Origin of the sequence: Solwaraspora sp. WMMD406 (assembly GCF_029626025.1) — a bacterium.
In the GTDB taxonomy this organism is placed as follows: Bacteria; Actinomycetota; Actinomycetes; order Mycobacteriales; family Micromonosporaceae; genus Micromonospora_E.
On record NZ_JARUBF010000001.1, the window covers coordinates 5,282,242 to 5,301,859 of the forward strand.

General features: G+C 71.3%; 22 protein-coding genes and 1 pseudogene. 11 read left to right on the forward strand and 12 right to left on the reverse strand.

From position 1 onward, the window contains the following. Window positions 1–124 precede the first annotated feature (124 nt). Window positions 125–2,104: pseudogene (locus O7632_RS23280) on the reverse strand (APC family permease); the annotation flags it as partial. 177 nt (window positions 2,105–2,281) lie between these two features. Here O7632_RS23280 and O7632_RS23285 point away from each other — a divergent pair. Continuing rightward, window positions 2,282–2,947, forward strand: coding sequence for a TrkA family potassium uptake protein (locus tag O7632_RS23285; protein WP_278117219.1), 666 nt, complete (start codon window positions 2,282–2,284; stop codon window positions 2,945–2,947). A 1-nt stretch (window position 2,948) separates the two neighbouring features. Beyond that, window positions 2,949–3,638: a TrkA family potassium uptake protein gene (locus O7632_RS23290; RefSeq protein ID WP_278117221.1), complete on the forward strand. Its 690-nt coding sequence runs from the start codon at window positions 2,949–2,951 to the stop codon at window positions 3,636–3,638. A 70-nt stretch (window positions 3,639–3,708) separates the two neighbouring features. Here O7632_RS23290 and O7632_RS23295 read toward each other — a convergent pair whose 3' ends face one another. From O7632_RS23295 to dut, 4 genes are all read right to left on the reverse strand, one after another. Then, complete coding sequence (locus O7632_RS23295) at window positions 3,709–4,341, reverse strand: DUF3159 domain-containing protein (RefSeq protein ID WP_278120307.1); 633 nt, start codon at window positions 4,339–4,341, stop codon at window positions 3,709–3,711. Between the two features lie 196 nt (window positions 4,342–4,537). After that, window positions 4,538–4,915: an OB-fold nucleic acid binding domain-containing protein gene (locus O7632_RS23300; protein WP_278117223.1), complete on the reverse strand. Its 378-nt coding sequence runs from the start codon at window positions 4,913–4,915 to the stop codon at window positions 4,538–4,540. A gap of 200 nt (window positions 4,916–5,115) precedes the next feature. Then, window positions 5,116–5,787, reverse strand: coding sequence for a DUF3710 domain-containing protein (locus O7632_RS23305; RefSeq protein WP_278117225.1), 672 nt, complete (start codon window positions 5,785–5,787; stop codon window positions 5,116–5,118). A 70-nt stretch (window positions 5,788–5,857) separates the two neighbouring features. Then, window positions 5,858–6,355 carry a dUTP diphosphatase gene (gene dut / locus O7632_RS23310; protein ID WP_278117227.1) on the reverse strand — a complete coding sequence of 166 codons (498 nt, stop codon included), beginning with the start codon at window positions 6,353–6,355 and terminating at the stop codon, window positions 5,858–5,860. 179 nt (window positions 6,356–6,534) lie between these two features. On the opposite strand from dut, the gene O7632_RS23315 reads away from it, so the two are divergent. Next, a complete protein-coding gene (locus O7632_RS23315) occupies window positions 6,535–7,083 on the forward strand; it encodes a DUF3093 domain-containing protein (protein WP_278120309.1) in 549 nt (182 codons plus the stop codon). Here the strand turns inward: O7632_RS23315 and O7632_RS23320 are convergent, their stop codons facing one another. Then, the gene (locus O7632_RS23320; RefSeq protein WP_278117229.1) at window positions 7,084–8,022 is read right to left on the reverse strand and encodes a hypothetical protein; all 939 of its coding nucleotides are present in this window, start codon (window positions 8,020–8,022) and stop codon (window positions 7,084–7,086) included. It lies immediately after the preceding gene. Window positions 8,023–8,283: 261 nt separating this feature from the next. Next, a complete protein-coding gene (locus O7632_RS23325) occupies window positions 8,284–8,580 on the reverse strand; it encodes a DUF4193 domain-containing protein (protein WP_123600728.1) in 297 nt (98 codons plus the stop codon). Between the two features lie 415 nt (window positions 8,581–8,995). Between O7632_RS23325 and O7632_RS23330 the strand changes: the two genes are divergently transcribed. Next, on the forward strand, window positions 8,996–9,526 hold the full coding sequence (locus O7632_RS23330) for a LytR C-terminal domain-containing protein (RefSeq protein WP_278117233.1): 531 nt from the start codon (window positions 8,996–8,998) through the stop codon (window positions 9,524–9,526). A 105-nt stretch (window positions 9,527–9,631) separates the two neighbouring features. Here the strand turns inward: O7632_RS23330 and O7632_RS23335 are convergent, their stop codons facing one another. Next, window positions 9,632–10,477, reverse strand: coding sequence for an inositol monophosphatase family protein (locus O7632_RS23335; protein ID WP_278117234.1), 846 nt, complete (start codon window positions 10,475–10,477; stop codon window positions 9,632–9,634). A 352-nt stretch (window positions 10,478–10,829) separates the two neighbouring features. Here O7632_RS23335 and O7632_RS23340 point away from each other — a divergent pair, with 352 nt between their 5' ends. After that, window positions 10,830–12,524, forward strand: a complete 1,695-nt coding sequence (locus O7632_RS23340) for an RNA polymerase sigma factor (protein ID WP_278117235.1) — start codon at window positions 10,830–10,832, stop codon at window positions 12,522–12,524. Window positions 12,525–12,765: 241 nt separating this feature from the next. Next, window positions 12,766–12,996: a hypothetical protein gene (locus O7632_RS23345; protein WP_278117237.1), complete on the forward strand. Its 231-nt coding sequence runs from the start codon at window positions 12,766–12,768 to the stop codon at window positions 12,994–12,996. 141 nt (window positions 12,997–13,137) lie between these two features. On the opposite strand, the gene O7632_RS23350 is transcribed toward O7632_RS23345, so the two are convergent. Next, window positions 13,138–14,862 (reverse strand): DEAD/DEAH box helicase, encoded by a 1,725-nt coding sequence (locus O7632_RS23350; RefSeq protein ID WP_278120311.1) that lies wholly within the window; start codon window positions 14,860–14,862, stop codon window positions 13,138–13,140. Between the two features lie 234 nt (window positions 14,863–15,096). Then, the gene (locus O7632_RS23355) at window positions 15,097–15,315 is read right to left on the reverse strand and encodes a DUF3039 domain-containing protein (protein WP_278117240.1); all 219 of its coding nucleotides are present in this window, start codon (window positions 15,313–15,315) and stop codon (window positions 15,097–15,099) included. Window positions 15,316–15,404: 89 nt separating this feature from the next. On the opposite strand from O7632_RS23355, the gene O7632_RS23360 reads away from it, so the two are divergent. Then, the gene (locus O7632_RS23360) at window positions 15,405–16,352 is read left to right on the forward strand and encodes a pseudouridine-5'-phosphate glycosidase (protein ID WP_278117241.1); all 948 of its coding nucleotides are present in this window, start codon (window positions 15,405–15,407) and stop codon (window positions 16,350–16,352) included. Next, window positions 16,349–17,275 carry a carbohydrate kinase family protein gene (locus O7632_RS23365; protein ID WP_278117242.1) on the forward strand — a complete coding sequence of 309 codons (927 nt, stop codon included), beginning with the start codon at window positions 16,349–16,351 and terminating at the stop codon, window positions 17,273–17,275. Before O7632_RS23360 ends, O7632_RS23365 begins: the two co-directional genes overlap by 4 nt. 40 nt (window positions 17,276–17,315) lie before the next feature. On the opposite strand, the gene O7632_RS23370 is transcribed toward O7632_RS23365, so the two are convergent. Further along, window positions 17,316–17,675 carry a DUF3099 domain-containing protein gene (locus O7632_RS23370; protein ID WP_278117243.1) on the reverse strand — a complete coding sequence of 120 codons (360 nt, stop codon included), beginning with the start codon at window positions 17,673–17,675 and terminating at the stop codon, window positions 17,316–17,318. A gap of 172 nt (window positions 17,676–17,847) precedes the next feature. Between O7632_RS23370 and O7632_RS23375 the strand changes: the two genes are divergently transcribed. Then, a complete protein-coding gene (locus tag O7632_RS23375; RefSeq protein WP_278117244.1) occupies window positions 17,848–18,135 on the forward strand; it encodes a hypothetical protein in 288 nt (95 codons plus the stop codon). A gap of 12 nt (window positions 18,136–18,147) precedes the next feature. Then, entirely contained in the window at window positions 18,148–18,462 is a 315-nt protein-coding gene (locus O7632_RS23380) for a hypothetical protein (RefSeq protein WP_278117245.1), read from the forward strand. 3 nt (window positions 18,463–18,465) lie between these two features. Here O7632_RS23380 and O7632_RS23385 read toward each other — a convergent pair whose 3' ends face one another. Then, entirely contained in the window at window positions 18,466–19,041 is a 576-nt protein-coding gene (locus O7632_RS23385) for an HhH-GPD-type base excision DNA repair protein (protein ID WP_278117246.1), read from the reverse strand. A 121-nt stretch (window positions 19,042–19,162) separates the two neighbouring features. On the opposite strand from O7632_RS23385, the gene O7632_RS23390 reads away from it, so the two are divergent. Then, window positions 19,163–19,603: a cupin domain-containing protein gene (locus O7632_RS23390; RefSeq protein WP_278117248.1), complete on the forward strand. Its 441-nt coding sequence runs from the start codon at window positions 19,163–19,165 to the stop codon at window positions 19,601–19,603. The last annotated feature ends 15 nt before the right edge of the window (window positions 19,604–19,618 follow it).

The window sequence follows — 19,618 nt, forward strand, 5'->3', positions numbered from 1 at the left end:
CGACCGCGGGCCCGGCGCGACCGACCGCGGGCCCGGCGGGATCGACCGCGGGCCCGGCGGGATCGAGGTCGGCCGGCGGGGCGACGGTGGCGCCGCCGGCACCGGACCGATCGACCGGCACCGGACGCGGCCCGCGCGCCGGACCCCGGCTGAGGGTCTCGTCGAACCGGTCCAAGTCCTTGTTGGCGCTCGACGCCAACTGCCAGGGTACGCTGGTCACCATCACTCCCGGCTCGAACAGCAGCCGGCCCTTGAGCCGCAACGCGCTCTGGTTGTGCAACAGGTTCTCCCACCAGTGACCGACGACGTACTCGGGAATGAAGACGGTGACCACGTCGCGGGGCGCGTCGCGGCGCACCGACTTGACGTAGTCGATGATCGGCCGGGTGATCTCCCGGTACGGCGAGTCGACGACGGTCAGCGACACGGCCAACCCGCGCCGGTCCCACTCGGCCTGCACCGCTCGGGTGTCGGCGTCGTCCACCCGTACGGTGAGCGCGACCAGGGTGTCCGGCCGGGTCGCCTGGGCGTACGCCACCGCCCGCAGCGTCGGCAGGTGCACCTTGCTGACCAGCACGATCGCGTGGTTGCGGGCGGGCAGCACCGGCCGGCCCTCGGCCGGGGTCAGCTCACGGGCGACCGTGTCGTAGTGCCGCCGGATGGCCAGCATCACCGCGTAGACGGCGGACATCGCCGCGATCGCGATCCACGCGCCGAGCGCGAACTTGGTGACCAGCACGACGATCAGCACCGCGCCGGTCAGCGTCATGCCGAAACCGTTGATCGCCCGGGACCGGTGCATCCGTCGCCGGACGACCGGGTCCCGTTCGGTGCCCAGCAGCCGGTTCCAGTGCCGCAGCATGCCCGCCTGGGACAGGGTGAACGAGACGAAGACGCCGACGATGTAGAGCTGGATCAGTCTGGTCAGCTCGGCCTGCAGGGCGACGATCAGCACGATCGCGAACAGGGCCAGGAACAGGATGCCGTTGGAGAACGCCAGCCGGTCTCCCCGGGTGTGCAGCTGTCGCGGCAGGTAGCGGTCCTGGGCGAGGATCGAACCGAGCACCGGGAACCCGCTGAACGCGGTGTTGGCGGCCAGGAACAGGATCAGCGCGGTGACCCCGGCCACCACGAACAGCAGCGGCCCGGACCCGAACACGGTCTCGCCGAGCTGGGCGACCACGGTCTTCTGTTCGTATCCGGCCGGCCCGGACTGGATCTGCACGGCCGGGTTCTCGACGAACTGCAGGCCGGTCAGCCGGGCCAGCCAGATGATGCCGGCGATCATCGTCACCGACAACGCGCCGAGCAGCAGCAGGGTGGTGGCGGCGTTGCGGCTCTTCGGCGGCTTGAACGCCGGTACGCCGTTGGAGATGGCCTCCACGCCGGTCAGCGCGGCGCAGCCCGAGGAGAAGGCCCGCAGCATCAGGAAGGCCATCGCGAAACCGGTCAGGTCGGTCCACTCGGCGCTGATGACGAGGTCCGCGCTGGGCGCGCGCAGGTCGTGACCGAGGACGAAGACCCGGATCAGGCCGGTGAGGATCACCGCACTGATGACGATGATGAACCCGTACGTGGGGATGGCGAACATCCGCCCCGATTCGCGCACGCCGCGCAGGTTGAGCGCGGTGAGGACGACGATCGCCGTGACCGCGACACCCACCTTGTGCTCGGCGACGAACGGCACCACCGAGCCCAGGTTCGCCACCCCGGAGGCGACCGAGACGGCCACCGTGAGTACGTAGTCGATGAGCAGCGCGCTGGCGACCCCGACGCCGAACTTGGGACCCAGGTTGACCGACGCCACCTCGTAGTCGCCGCCGCCGGAGGGGTAGGCGTGCACGTTCTGCCGGTAGCTGGCCACCACCGTGACCATCACCACCGCGACGGCGAGCGTGACCCACGGCGAGTAGACGAAGGCCGCCGCACCGGCGATGGACAGGGTCAGCAGGATCTCGTCCGGCGCGTACGCCACCGACGACAGCGCGTCCGAGGAGAAGACCGGCAGCGCGACCCGCTTGGGCAGCAGCGTGTGCTGCAGGCGGTCGGAGCGGAAGGGTCTCCCCAGCAGCAGCCGTTTGATCAGTGAGGTGGGACTGGCCACAAGCGCTAAGGGTACGGGCGGGGTGCCCGCCGGGAATCCGGGTGCCGGATCCGACCATCGGGGCACCGCCGGGGTACGGTCGGCGGCGGCAACCGGCCGGCCACGTGGCAGGCTGGCAGGTGAGCGCGGATCCACCCGGGAACGCGCTGCGTGAAGTCGCCCTGCGGGAGGGCTCAGGTGCACGTCGTGATCATGGGATGCGGGCGGGTCGGTTCGACGCTCGCGCAGACCCTGTCCGGGCACGGACACTCGGTCTCGGTGATCGACAAGGACCCCAACGCGTTCCGCCGGCTGCCGAGCGATTTCGCCGGTGACACGGTCGCCGGGACCGGGTTCGACCGGGAGGTGTTGCAGGCCGCCGGGATCGAACGGGCGGACGCCTTCGCGGCGGTCTCCAGCGGGGACAACTCCAACATCATCTCGGCTCGGTTGGCCCGCGAGACGTACGGGGTGTCGCGGGTGGCCGCCCGGATCTACGATCAGCGCCGCGCCGAGGTGTACGAGCGGCTCGGTATCCCGACGGTGGCGACCGTCCGCTGGACGGCCGACCGGATGCTGCGGCATCTGGTCCCGGAGGGCAACGTGGAGATCTTCCGGGATCCGACCAGTACGGTGTCGATCATCGAGGTGCCGCTGCACCGGGAGTGGATCGGGCGGCCGCTGCGGTCGCTGGAGTCGGCCACCGGCACCCGCGCGGCCTACCTGATGCGCTTCGGCATCGGCACCCTGCCGACGTCGTCGACCGTGCTGCAGGAGGGCGACCAGGTGTTCATGCTCGTCACCGACGACATCGCCAACGCGGTCACGATGACCGCGAGCAGCCTGCCCGAAGGAGCGCGCTGAGATGCGGGTCGCCATCGCCGGAGCCGGCAACGTCGGGCGTTCCATCGCCCAGGAACTGATCGACAACGGTCACCAGGTGACGCTCATCGAACGCAACGCGTCGATGATCCGCGAGGAACGCGTCCCCGGCGCGCGCTGGATCCGGGCCGACGCCTGCGAGGTCGCCAGCCTGGAGGAGGCCGACCTGGCCCGGTTCGACGTGGTGGTCGCGGCGACCGGGGACGACAAGGTCAACCTGGTGGTGTCGCTGCTGGCCAAGACCGAGTTCAGCGTACCGAGGGTGGTCGCCCGGGTGAACCGGGCCGAGAACGAGTGGCTGTTCACCGAGCAGTGGGGCGTCGACGTCGCGGTCAGCAAACCCCGGGTGATGGCTGCTCTGGTCGAAGAGGCGGTCACCGTCGGTGACCTGGTCCGGCTGATGACCTTCCGGCAGGGTGAGGCCAACCTGGTGGAGATCACCTTGCCGACCGACGCGCCGCACGTCGGGCACGCGGTGCACACCGTACCGTTGCCCCGCGACTGTGCCCTGGTGGCGATCGTACGGGGCAAGCGGGTGTTGACGCCGGGACCGGACGACCCGCTGGAACCCGGCGACGAGCTCGTCTTCGTCTGTACGGCGGACGTCGAGGACGACGTCCGGGCGGTGATCCTCGGCGCGGACAGCGTGGAGCGGACCCGGCGCGGCGAATAGCGTGCGGCCGGTCCGGATCGGCCCCCCGGAGCTCATGCCTCCGGCCGGCCGGAGGGCTCGGCCCGGAGGGTCAGCCCCCGGCCGGAGCCAGTGACCCGACCGGCTGCCGTTGACGGTTGACCCGACGCACCACCCAGATGGTGATCGCCAACAGCACCGCGTACGGCGGATAGCCCAGCAGGAGCCGCGACACGCCGAGCGCGGTCTCCATCGAGGCCAGGTAGAAGCCGGCCTGGACGCCGACCTTGAGCAGCCAGACCACCCCCCACAGGACGGTGAGCCGGTTGAAGGTACGGATCAGCACCGGGTCGGTCCGCCACTCCGACCGGCCACCAGCCACCAGGATCGACCAGAGCCAGCCGACCAGGGGTTGGCGAATCACCACCGAGCCGAGCAGCGCCAGGCCGTAGCCGATGCCGTAGAGGATGCCCGGCAGGTAGAAGTCCCGCTCCTCGCCGGTACGCCAGGCGAGCAGCGCGCCGATGCCGATGCCGAACAGTCCGTTCACGGCGTGCCGGATCGGCCGACGCTGAGCGAGCCGGACCACGGCGATGAGCACGGCAACGCTGACCGCGGCGATCAGCGCGACCGACAGCTCCCACAGCACGTTGCAGACGACGAAGACGGCGATCGGCACGCTGGACTCGACCAGTCCGCGCCAGCCGCCGAGCTGTTCGGCCATCTGCTCGGTCAGGCTCGGCATCCGGTCATCGTCGACGACGCCGGCTGCGGAGTCGGGGTCGGAGGCGGGGGTCGCGGCGGTCGGCTTCGCGGCGGCCGGCTTCATCGACTGCGGCGCGGTCGGTCCGTGCTGCCCAGAGGTCATCGTTACCGTCTTCCGTCGTGGGCGTGGGCGGTGCCGGCCACCGCCGGCCGGCGGACCGGTGTGTCGACTCGGTTCACCGGGTTTCCAACTCGTAGTGCGGGTTGTAGATCACCTTGCGGTCCTCGCGGATGGCGACGCGCCCCCGGGCGGTGAGCTGCCGCCCGGGTTCGATTCCGATGATCCGCCGACGGCCCAGCCAGATGAGCGTGACGACGTCGCTGCCGTCGTACAGGTCGGCTTCCAGGGTCGGCAGGTTGGTACGCGGGCAGTAGACGACGGTCCGCAGCCGCCCCGACACGGAGACGACTTCACCTCGGTGACACTGGCCGGCCGGTGTGGATCCGCACTCCGCGCTGTCGCGTTGGAGCTGCTCGGCGTCCAGCTCCGCCTCGGAAGCGGCCAGTCGACGCAGGAATCGGCGCAGCGACGGGCGACTTTCATCGATCGCCATGACCGCTCTGCCACCCTCCTCGGCACCGCCTGGCCGGCAGTCACCTGCCGTTCGGACTCACCCCACCAGGGTACGCGGTCGGCTGATAGCGGCCAGTGGCGGCACCGCACCGGTACGGTGGCGCGGTCGTTTCGTCATCATCCGACCATCGGTCCGGCTGCGGCACCGAGAGCTGCGCGCCACGATCCGTCCGATCGGCGTCAGCCCGGACCGGTGTCGGCCGCCGGACGCGCCGGCGCGGCGGTGGCACCACCGGCCTGCTCCGCCAGCTCCTTGGGCAGCCGCAGCGGCAGCGGCTCCCGGACCGGCTTGGCCTCCTGGCCACGGTCGACCACGAGACCACGTAGCGCGTCGGCCAGGGGTCCGGCCGCCGCCGGATCCACCGCCGCCGGGCCCTGGAACAGGCCACGGACCATCCAGCGCGGGCCGTCGACACCGACGAACCGCAGCTCGGTGTGGCCACCGTCCGGCGTACGGACCGTGGCGCGCAGCTCAGGGCCGTACTCGCCGGCCGTTTCCTGGACCGACGCGCCGTCACGACGCAGCGATTCGCTGATCTCGGCCCGCACCTCGTCCCAGATCCCGTCGGTACGGGGTGCGGCGAAGACGCCGAGCTGCAGCGCGCTGCCCCGGTTGGCGAGGACCACCTGCTGAATCACGCCTTCGGGGTTGGCCTGGACCCGTACCTCCACGCCCTCGATCGCCGGGATCCGCAGGCTTCCGAGGTCGAGTCGACGCACCCCGGACGGAGCGTCGGCCACGTCGTACGGGCCGATCATCGGTTCCGGGACAACTTCCTGCTCGCGGGATTCGAGATCGGCCGGCCCGTCCTGGGCGTGCCGGCCGCGCCCACGGCCGCGGGAGAAGACCACGATGCAACCTTCCGTATGCCACTGTCTCGGGCGCCGGCCGGCTCGGCCGGGCACCACCGTAACGATGCCGTCAGCGGGTCGCCGGCTCCGTCCGCGACCGCGGGGTCGATTCGGCAGCGTCGGCGTACCCGCCGGTCGAACCATGCCCATCGCGACCACGGACCGAGTCTGGCAACTCGTCGACCAGGTAGAAATCCGCTTGTTCGACGCGTTGTATCACAAGTTGAGCAATCCGGTCACCTCGCGAGATCTTCGCCGGGATCACCGGGTCGTGGTTGATCAGGTTCACCAGGATCTCGCCACGGTAACCGGCGTCGACCGTACCGGGCGCGTTGAGCACCGTGACGCCCAGCCGGGCCGCCAGTCCGGAACGGGGATGCACCAGCCCGACGTATCCCTCCGGCAGGGCGATCGCCACCCCGGTACGGATCAGCGCCCGGGTCCCCGGCGCCAGTTCCACGTCCTCGGCGGCGACCAGGTCGGCACCGGCGTCACCCGGATGGGCATACCCGGGCAACGACAGCTCCGGATCGATCCGACGCAGCGGTACGCGCACAGTCTCGGTCATCCGATCCCCACTTCCGGTCCCTGGTTTCCCTGGTCCTGATCTCTGGTTCCCACCCGGGCCGTCGGACCAGCGGCTGGCGGCTGCCATCCTGCCCGGCCGTCGCCGGCACCGACGCCGTACCCTCGGACAACGTGGCTTCCGCATCCACCGATCGCGACACACCGTACCGGGCGGCGGTTCTGTATCGGGAACGACTCCACCTGTCCTGGTGGTTGTGGGCCGGTGCCCTCGGGCTGACCGCGCTGCTCGCCGCCGAGATCTGGATGGGCACCTCGGGCGCCCGCGCCTGGCTGCCGTTCACCGTGCTGCTGCCGCTGACCGCCGGCGGGTTGTGGTGGCTGGGTCGGATCCCCATCCGGGTCACCGCGGACGACCTGCGGGTCGACGACGCCCGGCTGCCTCTGCGGTACGTCGCCGACGTCGTCGCCCTCGACGCGGACGGCCGCCGGGAACTGCTCGGCGTGGCCGCCGACCCGCTGGCCTTCGTCATCCAACGACCCTGGATCGGCGGTGCCGTGCAGATCGTCCTCGACGACCCGGCGGACCCGACCCCGTACTGGGTGATCAGTTCCCGACATCCGATCGAGCTGGCCACAGCCATCGGATCCCACGCCGTCGAATCTCGGGTCGGCGAATCTCGGGTCGGCGAATCTCGGGTCGGCGGATCCACGGCCGCCGGATCCGACGGGCGTGGATCGGCGTCGGGCCGCGCCGACCCGGAGGGATGATCACGGTCCGATCCGGCGGGGCGGCGGTTCGGGGTGCATCAGCCCGAGCGCCCGGCGCTGTGCCCGCAGATCGTCCCGTACCCGGTCGGCGAGCGCCCGGGTGGCGCGTCGGTTGAGATAGCTGGCCACGGCGGCGCCGGTGAGGAACGGACCGAGCGTGGTGAGGTTGCGGCCGAGCCGGCGCATCAACAGCTCCCCCAGCTCGCGGCGTGCGGCGGTGCCGAGTACGGCGCCGACTCCCACACCGGGCACCACCGGATTGACACCCCGTTGGTTGGACCAGGCATGAATCATGTTGATCGCGCGTTCCGTGCCGGTGCCGGGCACCGGTATGCCGTACACCTGATGCAGTTCGCCGACGAGTTTGAGTTCGACGGCGACCACCGCCACCGTCTCGGCGGCCAGCAGTACCGGCGCGGACAGCAACGTCGGGGTGGCGGCCCACTGCACGGCCGAGACGCCGCCGCCGGCGGCCCCGATCCCGGCGCTGACCCGGGCGGCGTTGCGGATCAGCCGCTCCGCCAGTTCCTCGTCGTCGAGGCCGGGATGGTGCAGACGCAGGGTCGGCAGGTCCCGGATCGGAACGTGCGGAGCGATCGCGGCCACCGAATTTACCAGCCAGCGGACTGCGGCTGTCGGCTTGAACAGGTCCTTCACGCCGCGCTGCCGGATCTGGCCGACCAGCCGGCCGAGCAGTTGGCGACGCCGACGCACCGGCAGGTCGTCACTGGTCAACTCGGCGAGGGTGGTCTCGAAGTTCTCGTCGCCCGCCAGCGGTGCGACCTCCGTGCCCGGCGCCACCGATCCGGCGGCGGGCGCGCCGGAGGATTCGGTCGGCCCGGCGGGCGCGCCGGAGGATTCGGTCGGCCCGGCGGGCGCGCCGGACGAGCCGCTCGGCCTGCTGGACGGCGAGTCAGCCGCCCGATCCGGGTTGCTCATGATCACCTCCATCACGGCCGCTCGTCGATCGAGCGACCACGGCGGCAGGGGCGGCGACCACGGCGGGGCCCGGGACGCGCGTCGACGCCGTCATGGCGCGTCGGTCCGACGCGCCATGTCGAGTCAATCAGTTCCCCGTGTACGCCGCATCCGGGCCGGCGGTCGCCAACGCGGCGGGCCGAGACGGAGCGACGGCGACGACGGCGACGACGGCGACCTCAGCCACGAGGCCGCCGTCTCTCCCCCCAGTTCAGTGCCAGATCAGGTGCACTCGCGACAGATCAGCTCGTTGTTGCGCTCGACGGCGAGTTGGCTGCGGTGGTGGACCAGGAAGCAGCGCGCGCAGCGGAACTCGTCCGACTGCATCGGCAGCACCTTCACCGTCAGTTCTTCGTCCGCCAGATCGGCTCCGGGCAGCTCGAAGCTCTCGGCCACCTCGGCCTCGTCCACGTCGACGGCGCCCGACTGTGAGTCGACGCGCCGTGCCTTGAGCTCCTCCAGGCTGTCCTCGCCGAGGTCGACCTCGTCGCGACGCGGAGCGTCGTAGTCGGTGGCCATCGGTTCACTCTCCCGTATCGTTCAGTCGCTTCCGGTGATAACGCCGGACGACGGTATTTCGGTTCCCATGCGGGCCCTCGTGGGTTCCGCTCTCCCGGCGGACGTACTGTTTGTTCCGGTTTGCGGCTGCCGCAGGAACTCCCCCCGCGAGCGCGGTACCTTACCCCCCTCTGGCCGACGCATGTATACCGCCCTTGTGGGATTCATGTACGCCCAGACGCCAGAAGTTGTTCCCAATGTGACTCAGGCGACACGAAGATAGGGGTGCGACCCGTCTGATCACCCGTCGGCACGCCGGCACGGTCGCTCTGATTCCCGCGCCGCACGGACACCGACTAACCTCAGCGGCATACTCGGTTGTCACCGGTGAGGCACCCGCCAACGGCCCGGCCCACCTCTGTACGGGAGCCACCTCATGAGCTTTGCGCGCGTACGAGCGCTCGTTGTCGTCGGCGGCCTGGTCGTCTTCGCCCTGGTCTTCGTGGTCGTCGCGCTGGTCCGCGACAGCCAGGGCGGCCCGGCCGACGCCACCTCCTGCCCGGAGGGCTGGGCCCTGGCCGACGTCCAGTTGCGGGAAGCCCGGGACGTGCGGATCAACGTCTACAACGCGACCGACACCAGCGGACTCGCCGGCAGCATCGCCGACGACCTGAGCAACCGGAAGTTCCAGGTGGAGGAGGCGGGCAACGACCCGGAGGGCCGGGGCATCGACGACGTGGCGGTGCTGCGGTACGGCCCGAAGGCGGTCGGATCCGCTCACCTGCTGCGCGCGTACTTCCTCGATCAGGCCAAGACCGAGTACGACCCGGCCCGTACCGACGACATCGTCGACGTCGTGATCGGCAACGCGTTCCGGCAGTTGGCCACCACGACCGAGGTCAACCAGTCTCTGGCCGCGCTCGGCAAGCCGGTGCTGCCGCCGCAGACCTGCGCGGCCACCGAGTGACGGACACGAGGTGCCCGGCCGACTCGGTCACGGCCGGCCGGGCGACTCGGGTCAGGGCCGCCGGCCACCTCGGTCACGGCCTGCCGGCCGACCGGGCGACACCGGTCACGGCCCACCGGCGGCGTCCAGGCGGACCAGGTGCTCGTGCAGGTCGTCGAACAACGCCGGTGGCGCGGCGACCAGCATCCGGGGTCCGGGCTCGGCGCCCCGCAGACCGGCGACCACCAGTCCCGCTTCGGCGGCGACCAACCCACCGGCGGCGTGGTCCCACACGTTGAGCCCTTTCTCGTAGTACGCGTCGACCTGTCCCTCGGCGGCCAGACACAGGTCCAGGGCGGCCGCCCCGAAGCGTCTGATGTCCCGCACGTGCGGCATCAGTCCGGCGAGCACTCTTGCCTGGTGGACCCGACGGGCCGCGTCGTAACCGAACCCGGTGGCGACCAGGGACTGGGCCAGCGTCCGCTGGTCGGAGCCGGCCAACGCGGTCCCGTCGCGGAACGCGCCACCGCCCCGGACCGCCGTCCACTCGGCTCCGGTCGCCGCGTTGCGCACCACGCCCGCGACCACGGTGCCGGAGACCTCCGCGGCGAGGGAGATGGCGTAGTGCGGCAGTCCGTACAGGTAGTTGACGGTCCCGTCGATCGGATCGAGGATCCAGCGCACCGCGTCGGGGTCACGTCCGGGGCGGTCGCCCCGCCCGACCGCGTCACCGGGCTCCTCGCCGAACTCCTCACCGAGCACCGCGTCGGCCGGGCGCAGCTCCCGTAGGGCCGCCACCACCTGGCGCTCGACGGCCCGGTCGGCGGCGGTCACCACGTCGGTGGCGGTGCTCTTGGTGGCGAGGCCGGAGACACCGTCCCGGCGCATCTCCCGCGCCGTCTCGGCCGCCTGCCGCGCCACCTCGACCGCGATCGTCAACAGGTCGCTCGGCACCGGCTTGCGCTCGCTCATGGTCTGCCCTGTCCCCTCACTGGTCCCCGTCCACGGACACCCCGCCGGCCATCAGGCGGACGCCCTAGCTCCATCAGCCGGGTGGTCAGCGGTAATGACCCGTCCGGCAGGGGTAACATCCTGTCAAAGTCCACGTTCGTCCCAAGTTGGTGGCCCCTGACCGGCGGCTGGCTCGTGCGTGGCGGGATGATCCCCACAAACGGCGTTACAATTCACGCCTACCCTTGTGCCACGGTTCACCGGCCCCCGCCGGTGAAGCGTCACGGGGGTCACACAATCACAACCGGCACGTCGCTCCGCGCTGCGGTGGCCGGTCCGGCCGTGCTCGTTCATCGCCTCCGGAAGGTCATTCGTGACAGAACTCCGCCACACCGGCGCCGACGTACGCTCGCTAACCGACACCCTGATCGCCCATGCCGAACGGGCCGGCGGTCAGCTCACGTCGGCCGAGGTCGCACGGACGGTCGAGTCCGCCGAGGTGACCCCGGCCCAGGCCAAGAAGATCCTCCGGGCGCTCGCCGACGCCGGGATCACCGTCGTGGTGGACGGCTCGGCCAGCACCCGGCGTCGGGTCGCCGCGGCTCGGGCGGTCACCCCCGCGTCGAAGGCGACCACCGCCAAGACCACCCGTCGAACGCCGGCCACGCCGAAGCAGGCCCCGGCACCGGACGAGCCCCGACCGGCGGCGCCGGCCGGCGCGGTGGCGGCCAAGAAGGCCCCCGCGCGCAAGGCCACCACCGCAGCGGTTCCGACTGCGCCGCAGAACGGCGCCTCACCCGACGAGACGGCCGCCAAGCCTCCCGCGAAGGCGACCCGAGGTAAGACCACCAAGGCGGCGACGCCCGGCGCAGCGGCCAAATCAGCGGGACCGGCGGCCAAGGCCGCCGCCGCGAAGGCACCGGCGAAGGCGGGCAAGGCGACCGCCAAGGACGGCGACGGGCCGGAGGCCACCGACGAGGAGATCGATCCAGAGACGCTCGCCGCCGAGATCGAGGACGTGGTGGTCGAGGAGCCAGCCGAGCTGGCCCAGGCGGCCGAGGCCGACGCCACCAGGGACAACGACTTCGAATGGGACGACGAGGAGTCCGAGGCGCTCAAGCAGGCCCGCCGCGACGCCGAGCTGACCGCGTCGGCCGACTCGGTCCGGGCGTACCTCAAGCAGATCGGCAAGGTACCGCTGCTCAACGCCGAGCAGGAGGTCGAGCTCGCCAAGCGGATCGAGGCCGGGCTGTACGCCGCCGAGCGCCTACGCGCCGCCGAGGAGAGCGAGCAGAAGCTCCCCACCCAGCTCACCCGGGACCTCGGCTGGATCTCCCGCGACGGTGAACGGGCCAAGAACCACCTGCTGGAGGCTAACCTGCGGCTGGTGGTGTCGCTGGCCAAGCGGTACACCGGACGCGGCATGGCCTTCCTCGATCTCATCCAGGAAGGCAACCTCGGCCTCATCCGCGCCGTCGAGAAGTTCGACTACACCAAGGGCTACAAGTTCTCCACCTACGCCACCTGGTGGATCCGCCAGGCCATCACCCGCGCCATGGCCGACCAGGCCCGCACCATCCGGATCCCGGTGCACATGGTCGAGGTGATCAACAAGCTCGGACGGATCCAGCGCGAGCTGCTGCAGGACCTGGGCCGCGAGCCGACTCCGGAGGAGTTGGCCAAGGAGATGGACATCACACCGGAGAAGGTGCTGGAGATCCAGCAGTACGCCCGGGAGCCCATCTCGCTGGACCAGACGATCGGCGACGAGGGCGACAGCCAACTCGGTGACTTCATCGAGGACTCCGAGGCGGTGGTCGCGGTCGACGCGGTCTCCTTCTCCCTGTTGCAGGACCAGCTGCAGCAGGTGCTGCAGACGCTGTCGGAGCGGGAGGCGGGAGTCGTGAGGTTGCGATTCGGTCTCACTGACGGCCAGCCCCGGACGCTGGATGAGATCGGACAGGTCTACGGGGTGACTCGCGAACGAATCAGGCAGATAGAGTCCAAGACCATGTCCAAACTCCGTCATCCGTCACGTTCCCAGGTACTCCGGGACTACCTGGACTGACCGATGTCGGCAACCCATTGTGTAACTTTGGTCACTTGGCGTTCATTCAGCCCAGGTCATCGCGGCATTACCGAGCGGTGATCGTTGACGTGGCACCCTTGGTACACGGCACACTGTGCCTACCACGTGTGAGCCCGGTCCCCCGGGGGCACACGGGGAAGGCGGGAGCCCCCGCCGGTGTTGGACCATGGGTGACAGACCGAAGAGTGTGTTCATCGGTGACGACCAGAGGAGGAAGGCGATGACCCCGACTCTCACGCCGCCGGAAACGGTGGATGCCCTAGCTGCCGATGAACGGTGCGACCGGTGCAACGCGGCCGGCAAGCTCCGAGTGACCCTGGCGGGTGGCAGCGAGCTGGTGTTCTGCGGACACCACGCTAACAAGTACGCCGAGGATCTGGTGCAGATCGCGGTCCAGTTCAAGGCCGATCCAGAGTTCACCTGGCGTGGCGCCGATCTGATGGCCAACTGACAGCACGAGCAAGACAGCGCATAGCCCGGCCGGGGTTCCGCAAGGGACCCCGGCCGTGCCGTGTCCACCAACCCGCCCGCAGGCTCACCCCGACGGTAGGCCCCGACGCTGGACCACAGGCTCGACCACCAGCGGAATCGGTCAGAGCGTCTGCACCATCGCGATCCGCTCTTCGAGCTGCTCGATGGTGGCCTGGGCGCTCGGCGGCCCGCCACACCGCCGACGCAACTCGGCGTGGATCTTGCCGTGCGGCAGCCCGGTCCGGTGGTGGTGCGCGGCGACCAGGGCGTTGAGTTGGCGACGCAGCGCGATCCGCCGTTCGCCAGCAGTCGGCTGGGCCACCGGTGGTCGGGCGACGGGAACCTGCTGCTCGGCCGAGCGTGATCGGCGCTGCGCGGCGATCTGCTCGGCCTGCCGCCGGTTCAGCAGCACCGCGACCTGGTCGGCGGTGAGCAGACCGGGAAGGCCGAGGTATTCCTCTTCCTCACGGGTGCCGGCCTGCGCTCCGGTGCCGAACGACGCGCCGTCGAAGATCACCTGGTCCAGTTCGGCGGTGGCGGACAACGCCTCGAACCGCTTCTCCAGTTCCCCGCTGGCCTGCTCGTTGCGCTGGGCCCGTTCCAGCAGGTCGTCGTCGAACCCCTCCCGCTTCTTGGCCGCGCCGAGGACGTGGTCGCGTTCCGCCTCCATCTCGCTGGCCAACCCGAGCAGGTGCGGCACGCTGGGCAGGAAGACGGTGGCTGTCTCGCCCGGCCGACGGGCCCGCACGAACCGCCCGATCGCCTGCGCGAAGTACAGCGGGGTCGACGCGCTGGTGGCATAGACGCCCACGGCCAGCCGCGGGATGTCCACCCCTTCGGAGACCATCCGGACCGCGACCAGCCACCGCTGCTCGGAGGCCCCGAAGGACGCGATCCGCGCCGACGCACCGACGTCGTCGGAGAGGACCACCGCCGGCTTCTCCCCGGTGAGCCGCTCCAGCAGACGAGCGTAGGACCGCGCGGCCGTCTGGTCGCTGGCGATGACCAGACCACCGGCGTCGGACATGCCACCGGCGCGCAGCACCCCGAGCCGGGCGTCGGCCGCCCGCAGCACCTGCGGCATCCAGTCACCGGCCGGGTCGAGCGCGGTCCGCCAGGCCTGGGCGACCAGGTCCTGGGTCATCGGCTCGCCCAGCCGGGCCGCCAGCTCGTCGCCGGCGCTGGTACGCCACCGAGTCTCCCCCGAGTAGGCCAGGAACAGCACCGGGCGTACCACCCCGTCGCGCAACGCGTCCGAGTAGCCGTAGACGCTGTCGGCCCGCGATCGCGGCAGACCGTCGCCACCGGCTTCGTAGCGGACGAACGGGATCGGGTTGTCGTCGGAGCGAAACGGCGTACCGGTGAGCATCAGTCGGCGTACCGCCGGCTCGAACGCGTTCTTGATCCCGTCACCCCAGGACCGCGAGTCTCCGGCGTGGTGGATCTCGTCGAGGATGACCAGGGTCCGTCGGGTCATCGTGCGCCGCCGGTGCACCTGGGGCGCGATCCCGACCTGGGCGTAGGTCACGACCGCGCCGTGGAAGTCGGCCGACGAGTGCAGGTCCGCGTTACGGAAGCCGGCGTCGAGTTGGATGCCGACCCGACCGGCCGCCGCCGCCCACTGCGTCTTCAGATGCTCGGTCGGCGCGACCACGGTGACCGCCTCGACGGTCCCGTCGGCGAGCAGTTCGGCGGCGATCCGCAGAGCGAACGTCGTCTTGCCGGCGCCCGGCGTGGCGACCGCGAGGAAGTCCTCGCTCCGTCGCCGCAGGTATTCCACCAGTGCCCGCCGCTGCCAGCCCCGCAACGCCGGGAACGTGTCGACCGTCGGCATGCTGGCCGGCACGGTTACCCCTTTCCGCCGCGACCGGGCGGACACCGCCGCGCCGGTCGCCACCGATGACGAACCTCACTGACCCACCTGCGGCACCACGATCACTCGCGGTCGCGCCAACGGCTGATACGACGCCGCCGCGCACGGCCTGTCCGACGCCGCGCACCGACCCACCCCGGGCCGTGCGGTCGCCCACGAAAAGGCCTTCGCGGCCGGTGGGGGCGCGCGAAGGCCGATCGACGCTGGTCAGCCGGTCATCGTTTCGTAGATCTCCTTGCACCGGGGGCAGACCGGCGAGCCGGGTTTCGGTGTCTTGGTCACCGGGAAGCGTTCACCGCAGAGGGCGATCACGAACGTGCCCATGACAGCGCTCTCGGCGATCTTGTCTTTGCGGACGTAATGGAACATCTCCGGGCCGGTGTCGGCATCCTTGACCTCGGGACGCTCAAGAACCTCGGTACTCACGTCGTCTCCCACCTCCGGTCTGCAGTCTGGCAGCTCGCTGCTCCCGGGTCCAACGACGGTACCGCCCGGCACACCGTACCGTTGTGATCATGGCAGAATCCGCTGGCCACCCCGGGCCGGTCAACCACGAGATCCAGCACGGCGCCGAGGTAGCCGCCGCCCGCCGGGACGGGCGGGCCATCGTCGCCCTGGAAAGCACCATCATCGCACACGGGCTGCCCCGGCCCGACAATCTGCGGGTGGCCCGGGAGATCGAGTCGACGGTACGGGCGACCGGCGCGGTACCGGCCACGATCGGCATGGTCGCCGGCCGGCTGATCGTCGGGCTGGACGACGACGAACTGTCCCACCTGGCGACCAGCGACACGGTCGCCAAGCTCTCCGCCCGCGACCTCGCGGTGGCCGCCGCGACGGGCGCCGACGGTGCCACCACCGTCGCCGCGACCAGCGCGGTGGCGGCGACGGCCGGCATCGGCGTGTTCGCCACCGGCGGCCTCGGTGGGGTGCACCGGGAGGCCGCGCAGACCTTCGACGAGTCGGCTGATCTGGTCGCCCTGGCCTCGACGCCGATCACGGTGGTCTGCGCCGGGGTGAAGTCCATCCTCGACGTGGCGGCGACCCTGGAACGGCTGGAGACGCTCGGCGTCGCGGTCGCCGGCTACCAGACCCGCCGCTTTCCCGGCTTCTTCATCACCGACAGCGGCCATGACCTGGACTGGGCGGTCGAGTCACCGGAACAGGTCGCGCGGGTGATGTGGGCCCGACGCGCGCAGGCCGCGACCGGCGGCGCGCTGATCGTGGCGAACCCGTTGCCACCGGGCGAACAGCTGGATCCGGCGCTGCACGACCGTACGCTGGCCGACGGGCTGGCCCGGCTGGCGGCCGACGGCGTCACCGGCAAGGCGGTCACCCCGTTCCTGCTGGCGCACTTCCACTCCGCGACCGAGGGTGCCAGCCTGGCGGTCAACGTACGGATCATCCTGCGTAACGCCGAACTCGCCGGGCGGATCGCGGTGGCCGCCAGCACACCGGCGTGACCGAGGCGCGCGGTCCCGGCGATCCGCGGGCCCGGGTGCTGGTCGTCGGTGACCTGGTCACCGACGTGCTGGCGGTCCTCGCCGGTCCGCTGGCGGTCGCCTCCGACACCCCGGCGGCCATCCGGCTGACCGGGGGTGGTCAGGCGGCCAACACCGCCGCGTGGCTGGCTGCCGGTGGCGTACCGGTCACGTTGGTCGCGGTGGTGGGCGACGACGCGGCCGGCGAGACCCGGCTGGCGGAGCTGGCCGGGGCCGGGGTGGACCTGGCGGTCCGGCGCTGCCCACACATCCCGACCGGCACGGTGATCGTGCTGGCGCACGGCGACGAGCGGTCGATGGTCGCGGATCGGGGCGCGAACCTGGAGCTGCGGCCGTCCGACGTCGACGCCGCGTTGGCGGCCTGGCCGGACGTTCGCCACCTGCACCTGTCCGGATATCCGCTGCTGCAGCCGCGGACCCGGCCGGCGGCCCGGCACGCGCTGGCCGCCGCCCGCGACCGGGGCATGACCACCAGTGTCGACGCGGCCTCGGCGCGACCGTTGCGGGACGCCGGGGCGCCGGAGTTCCTGCGCTGGATACAGGGCGTCGACCTGTTGCTGGCCAACGTCGACGAGGCGGCCGTGTTGGGGTTGGCGACCGGACCGGGTCGGCGCCCGCCGGCGCGGTGGCCGGTCCGGCATCTGGTGGTGAAGCGGGGCTCGGCGGGGGCCACCTGGTACGCCCCGGACGTGACGGTCACCCAGGCGGCGCACCCGGCGCAGGTGCGCGATCCGACCGGGGCCGGCGACGCCTTCGCGGCCGGGCTGTTGGCGGCCTGGGCGGGTGGCGCGGATCCGGCTGCCGCGTTGGCGGCGGCCGGGCGGCTCGGCGCGGCGGCGGTCGGTACGGTCGGCGCCCGGCCGGCGCCCGGCTCGACGCGATGATCAGACCCGGTCACGGCTCGACGCGGTGGATCGGGTCGGGTCACGGCTCGACGTCGATGATCCGGCCGGCCGGCGACTGCGTCGGCATCGGGCCGATCTGAGCCGGCCCGGTCTCCCGGGGCCGTCGGGCACCGGGGCGGTGGAGCCGGTGCCGGTCCTTCGGCGGGCGGTCGTTGGCGAGCAGGACCGCGAGCCAGGGTACGAGGATCATCCCGACGGCGCAGAGCGGCAGCCAGAGCCAGAGCAGTGGCGCTTCGGCGGTCACCAGGACCGCGCCGAGGATCAGGCAGACGCCGCGAATCGACATCATCAGGATGTAACGCCGCTGTCGGCTCCGGAGCTGGTCACTAGGGCTGCGCTCGGCGTCGGTGATGATGGTCGGTTGGTCGGATCGGCGCACCGGGTCCTCCTCGCGCGGGCGGCACGGCCATCGTCGCACCTTCTCCGGCCACCGGCCCAACGGCCTCGACCGTCGTTCACCCTGCGGTCCGCCGGATCGGCGGGCGGGGTCTGCTGGTCCGGCGAGATCGACGGCGGGTCGCACGTACCACGTACGTGTTACGCTGACGGTCGTGGGCAATCGGTTCAGCTTCACCGACGAAGCCCTCGGCAACCTGGCCGTCTACGGCGTCACGCCGGGCGAGGTCTGGGAGGCCCTGCACAGCCACCGCCGGGTGCTCCGCCACCTCGGCGACGACGCGATGGTCGTCTACGCGGCGCTGCGCAACGGGCGTCGGGTGGCGGTGCTGCTGGCCGAGTCCACCCACTCCGACAACGACTGGGACGTGCTGTCCGCCCGCGACCTCAGCGACGCCGAAGCGAAGCGCTACGACGAAGCCGTACGACGCCGACGACGATAGGAGGCGGTCGTCATGCACCGTGACGACGCGATCAAGCAGTTCCACGACGGCGGCGACCAGCTCGCCGACCTCATCGACGAACGCCAGCCCGCCGAGCTACCCGTACCGGACGCCGACGAGCCGATGGTGAGTCGGTCGGTCCGGCTTCCGTTGGCCACCTACGAGCGGGTGCGGGCCGCCGCCGACGCGCGCGGACTCGGGGTGACCACGCTGATGCGGCAGTGGATCGAGGCGGGGCTGGCCGACCTGGACGACTCCGCGACGGTGTCCCTGGCCGACGTACGGCGTGCGCTGGCCGCACTGGCCACCCAGCCCGACGCCGCCTGACGATCAGGCCTTGGTGGCCTTGGCCGCCGCCTTCATCTGCTGCTTGTGCTCCCGTACCCGGATCAGCGAATCCTCGTCGGTGATGTCGGCCACCGACAGGTGCACCCCGTCGCGTCCGAACTCGCCGGCCGCCTCCCGCCAGCCGGGTGGTCGCGCGCCGAACCGTTTGCCGAGCATCGCCAGGAAGATCTGCGCCTTCTGTTTGCCGAACCCGGGCAGTTCGCTGATCCGGGCCAGGGCGGCCGCTCCGTCCGGAGCCTCGACCCAGATCCGGGCCGGGTCACCGGCGTAGCGGTCCACGACGATCCGGCACGCCTCCTGTACCCGGGCCGCCATCGCCTTGGGGAACCGGTGCAGCGCCGGACGCTGCGCGAAGAGCGCGATCAGCTCCTCGGTGTCGAACTCGGCCAGTTCCCGGGCGTCCGGCTCGTGCCCCAGTCGACCCACCAGGTCGTACGGTGCGGAGAAGGCCCGTTCCAGCGGCACCTGCTGGTCCAGGATCATCGCGACGAGCAGCGCCAGCGGGCTGCGCCGCAGCAGCTCGTTGGCCTGCGCGTCGATGGGCAACGACAGTGTCATGTGCCTTATCCTGCCGGATCGGGCGATGATGTATCCGGCCGCCACCGCGACACGTGGCACCGGACGAGACCTGTGGTGTGCCGGTGGGTACCCGCACCGCACGAAAGGACCCCCACCGACGGTGAGTCAGATCGTACGGCCGGAGCTGGCCGAACAGCTCGACCTCGCGCCGCATCCCGAAGGTGGCTGGTATCGGGAGACCTGGCGGTCGGCCCACGAGTTCGTCCCGGACGGCTACGGTGGTGTCCGGCAGGCGGCGACCGCCATCTACTTCCTGCTGCAGCCCGGTGAACGGTCCCGCTGGCACGTGGTGCGCTCCGACGAACTGTGGCTGTGGCATTCGGGCGGCGCGCTGACCGTACGCCTGGGTGGTGCCGGTGACCAGCCGGCGGACCCTCCGGTGGAACGGTGTCTCGGCCCGGACGTCGCCGCCGGCCAGCACCCCCAGTTGGTGGTTCCCGGCGGGGTCTGGCAGGCCGCGACCCCGGCCGGCCCCGAGCCGGTCCTGGTCAGCTGCGTGGTCGCGCCCGGCTTCGACTTCACCGATTTCCGGCTGGCGTGACCGGGCAGGATGGCA

Coding starts and splice junctions, on each gene's coding strand:
- O7632_RS23345 (WP_278117237.1), top strand. CDS start 12,766: ATGACCCCGACTCTCACGCCGCCGGAAACGGTGGATGCCCTAGCTGCC.
- O7632_RS23335 (WP_278117234.1), bottom strand. CDS start 10,477: ATGAGCGAGCGCAAGCCGGTGCCGAGCGACCTGTTGACGATCGCGGTC.
- O7632_RS23380 (WP_278117245.1), top strand. CDS start 18,148: ATGCACCGTGACGACGCGATCAAGCAGTTCCACGACGGCGGCGACCAG.
- O7632_RS23300 (WP_278117223.1), bottom strand. CDS start 4,915: ATGGCGATCGATGAAAGTCGCCCGTCGCTGCGCCGATTCCTGCGTCGA.
- O7632_RS23360 (WP_278117241.1), top strand. CDS start 15,405: ATGGCAGAATCCGCTGGCCACCCCGGGCCGGTCAACCACGAGATCCAG.
- O7632_RS23385 (WP_278117246.1), bottom strand. CDS start 19,041: ATGACACTGTCGTTGCCCATCGACGCGCAGGCCAACGAGCTGCTGCGG.
- O7632_RS23295 (WP_278120307.1), bottom strand. CDS start 4,341: ATGCCGAGCCTGACCGAGCAGATGGCCGAACAGCTCGGCGGCTGGCGC.
- O7632_RS23290 (WP_278117221.1), top strand. CDS start 2,949: ATGCGGGTCGCCATCGCCGGAGCCGGCAACGTCGGGCGTTCCATCGCC.
- dut (WP_278117227.1), bottom strand. CDS start 6,355: ATGACCGAGACTGTGCGCGTACCGCTGCGTCGGATCGATCCGGAGCTG.
- O7632_RS23325 (WP_123600728.1), bottom strand. CDS start 8,580: ATGGCCACCGACTACGACGCTCCGCGTCGCGACGAGGTCGACCTCGGC.
- O7632_RS23320 (WP_278117229.1), bottom strand. CDS start 8,022: ATGAGCAACCCGGATCGGGCGGCTGACTCGCCGTCCAGCAGGCCGAGC.
- O7632_RS23330 (WP_278117233.1), top strand. CDS start 8,996: ATGAGCTTTGCGCGCGTACGAGCGCTCGTTGTCGTCGGCGGCCTGGTC.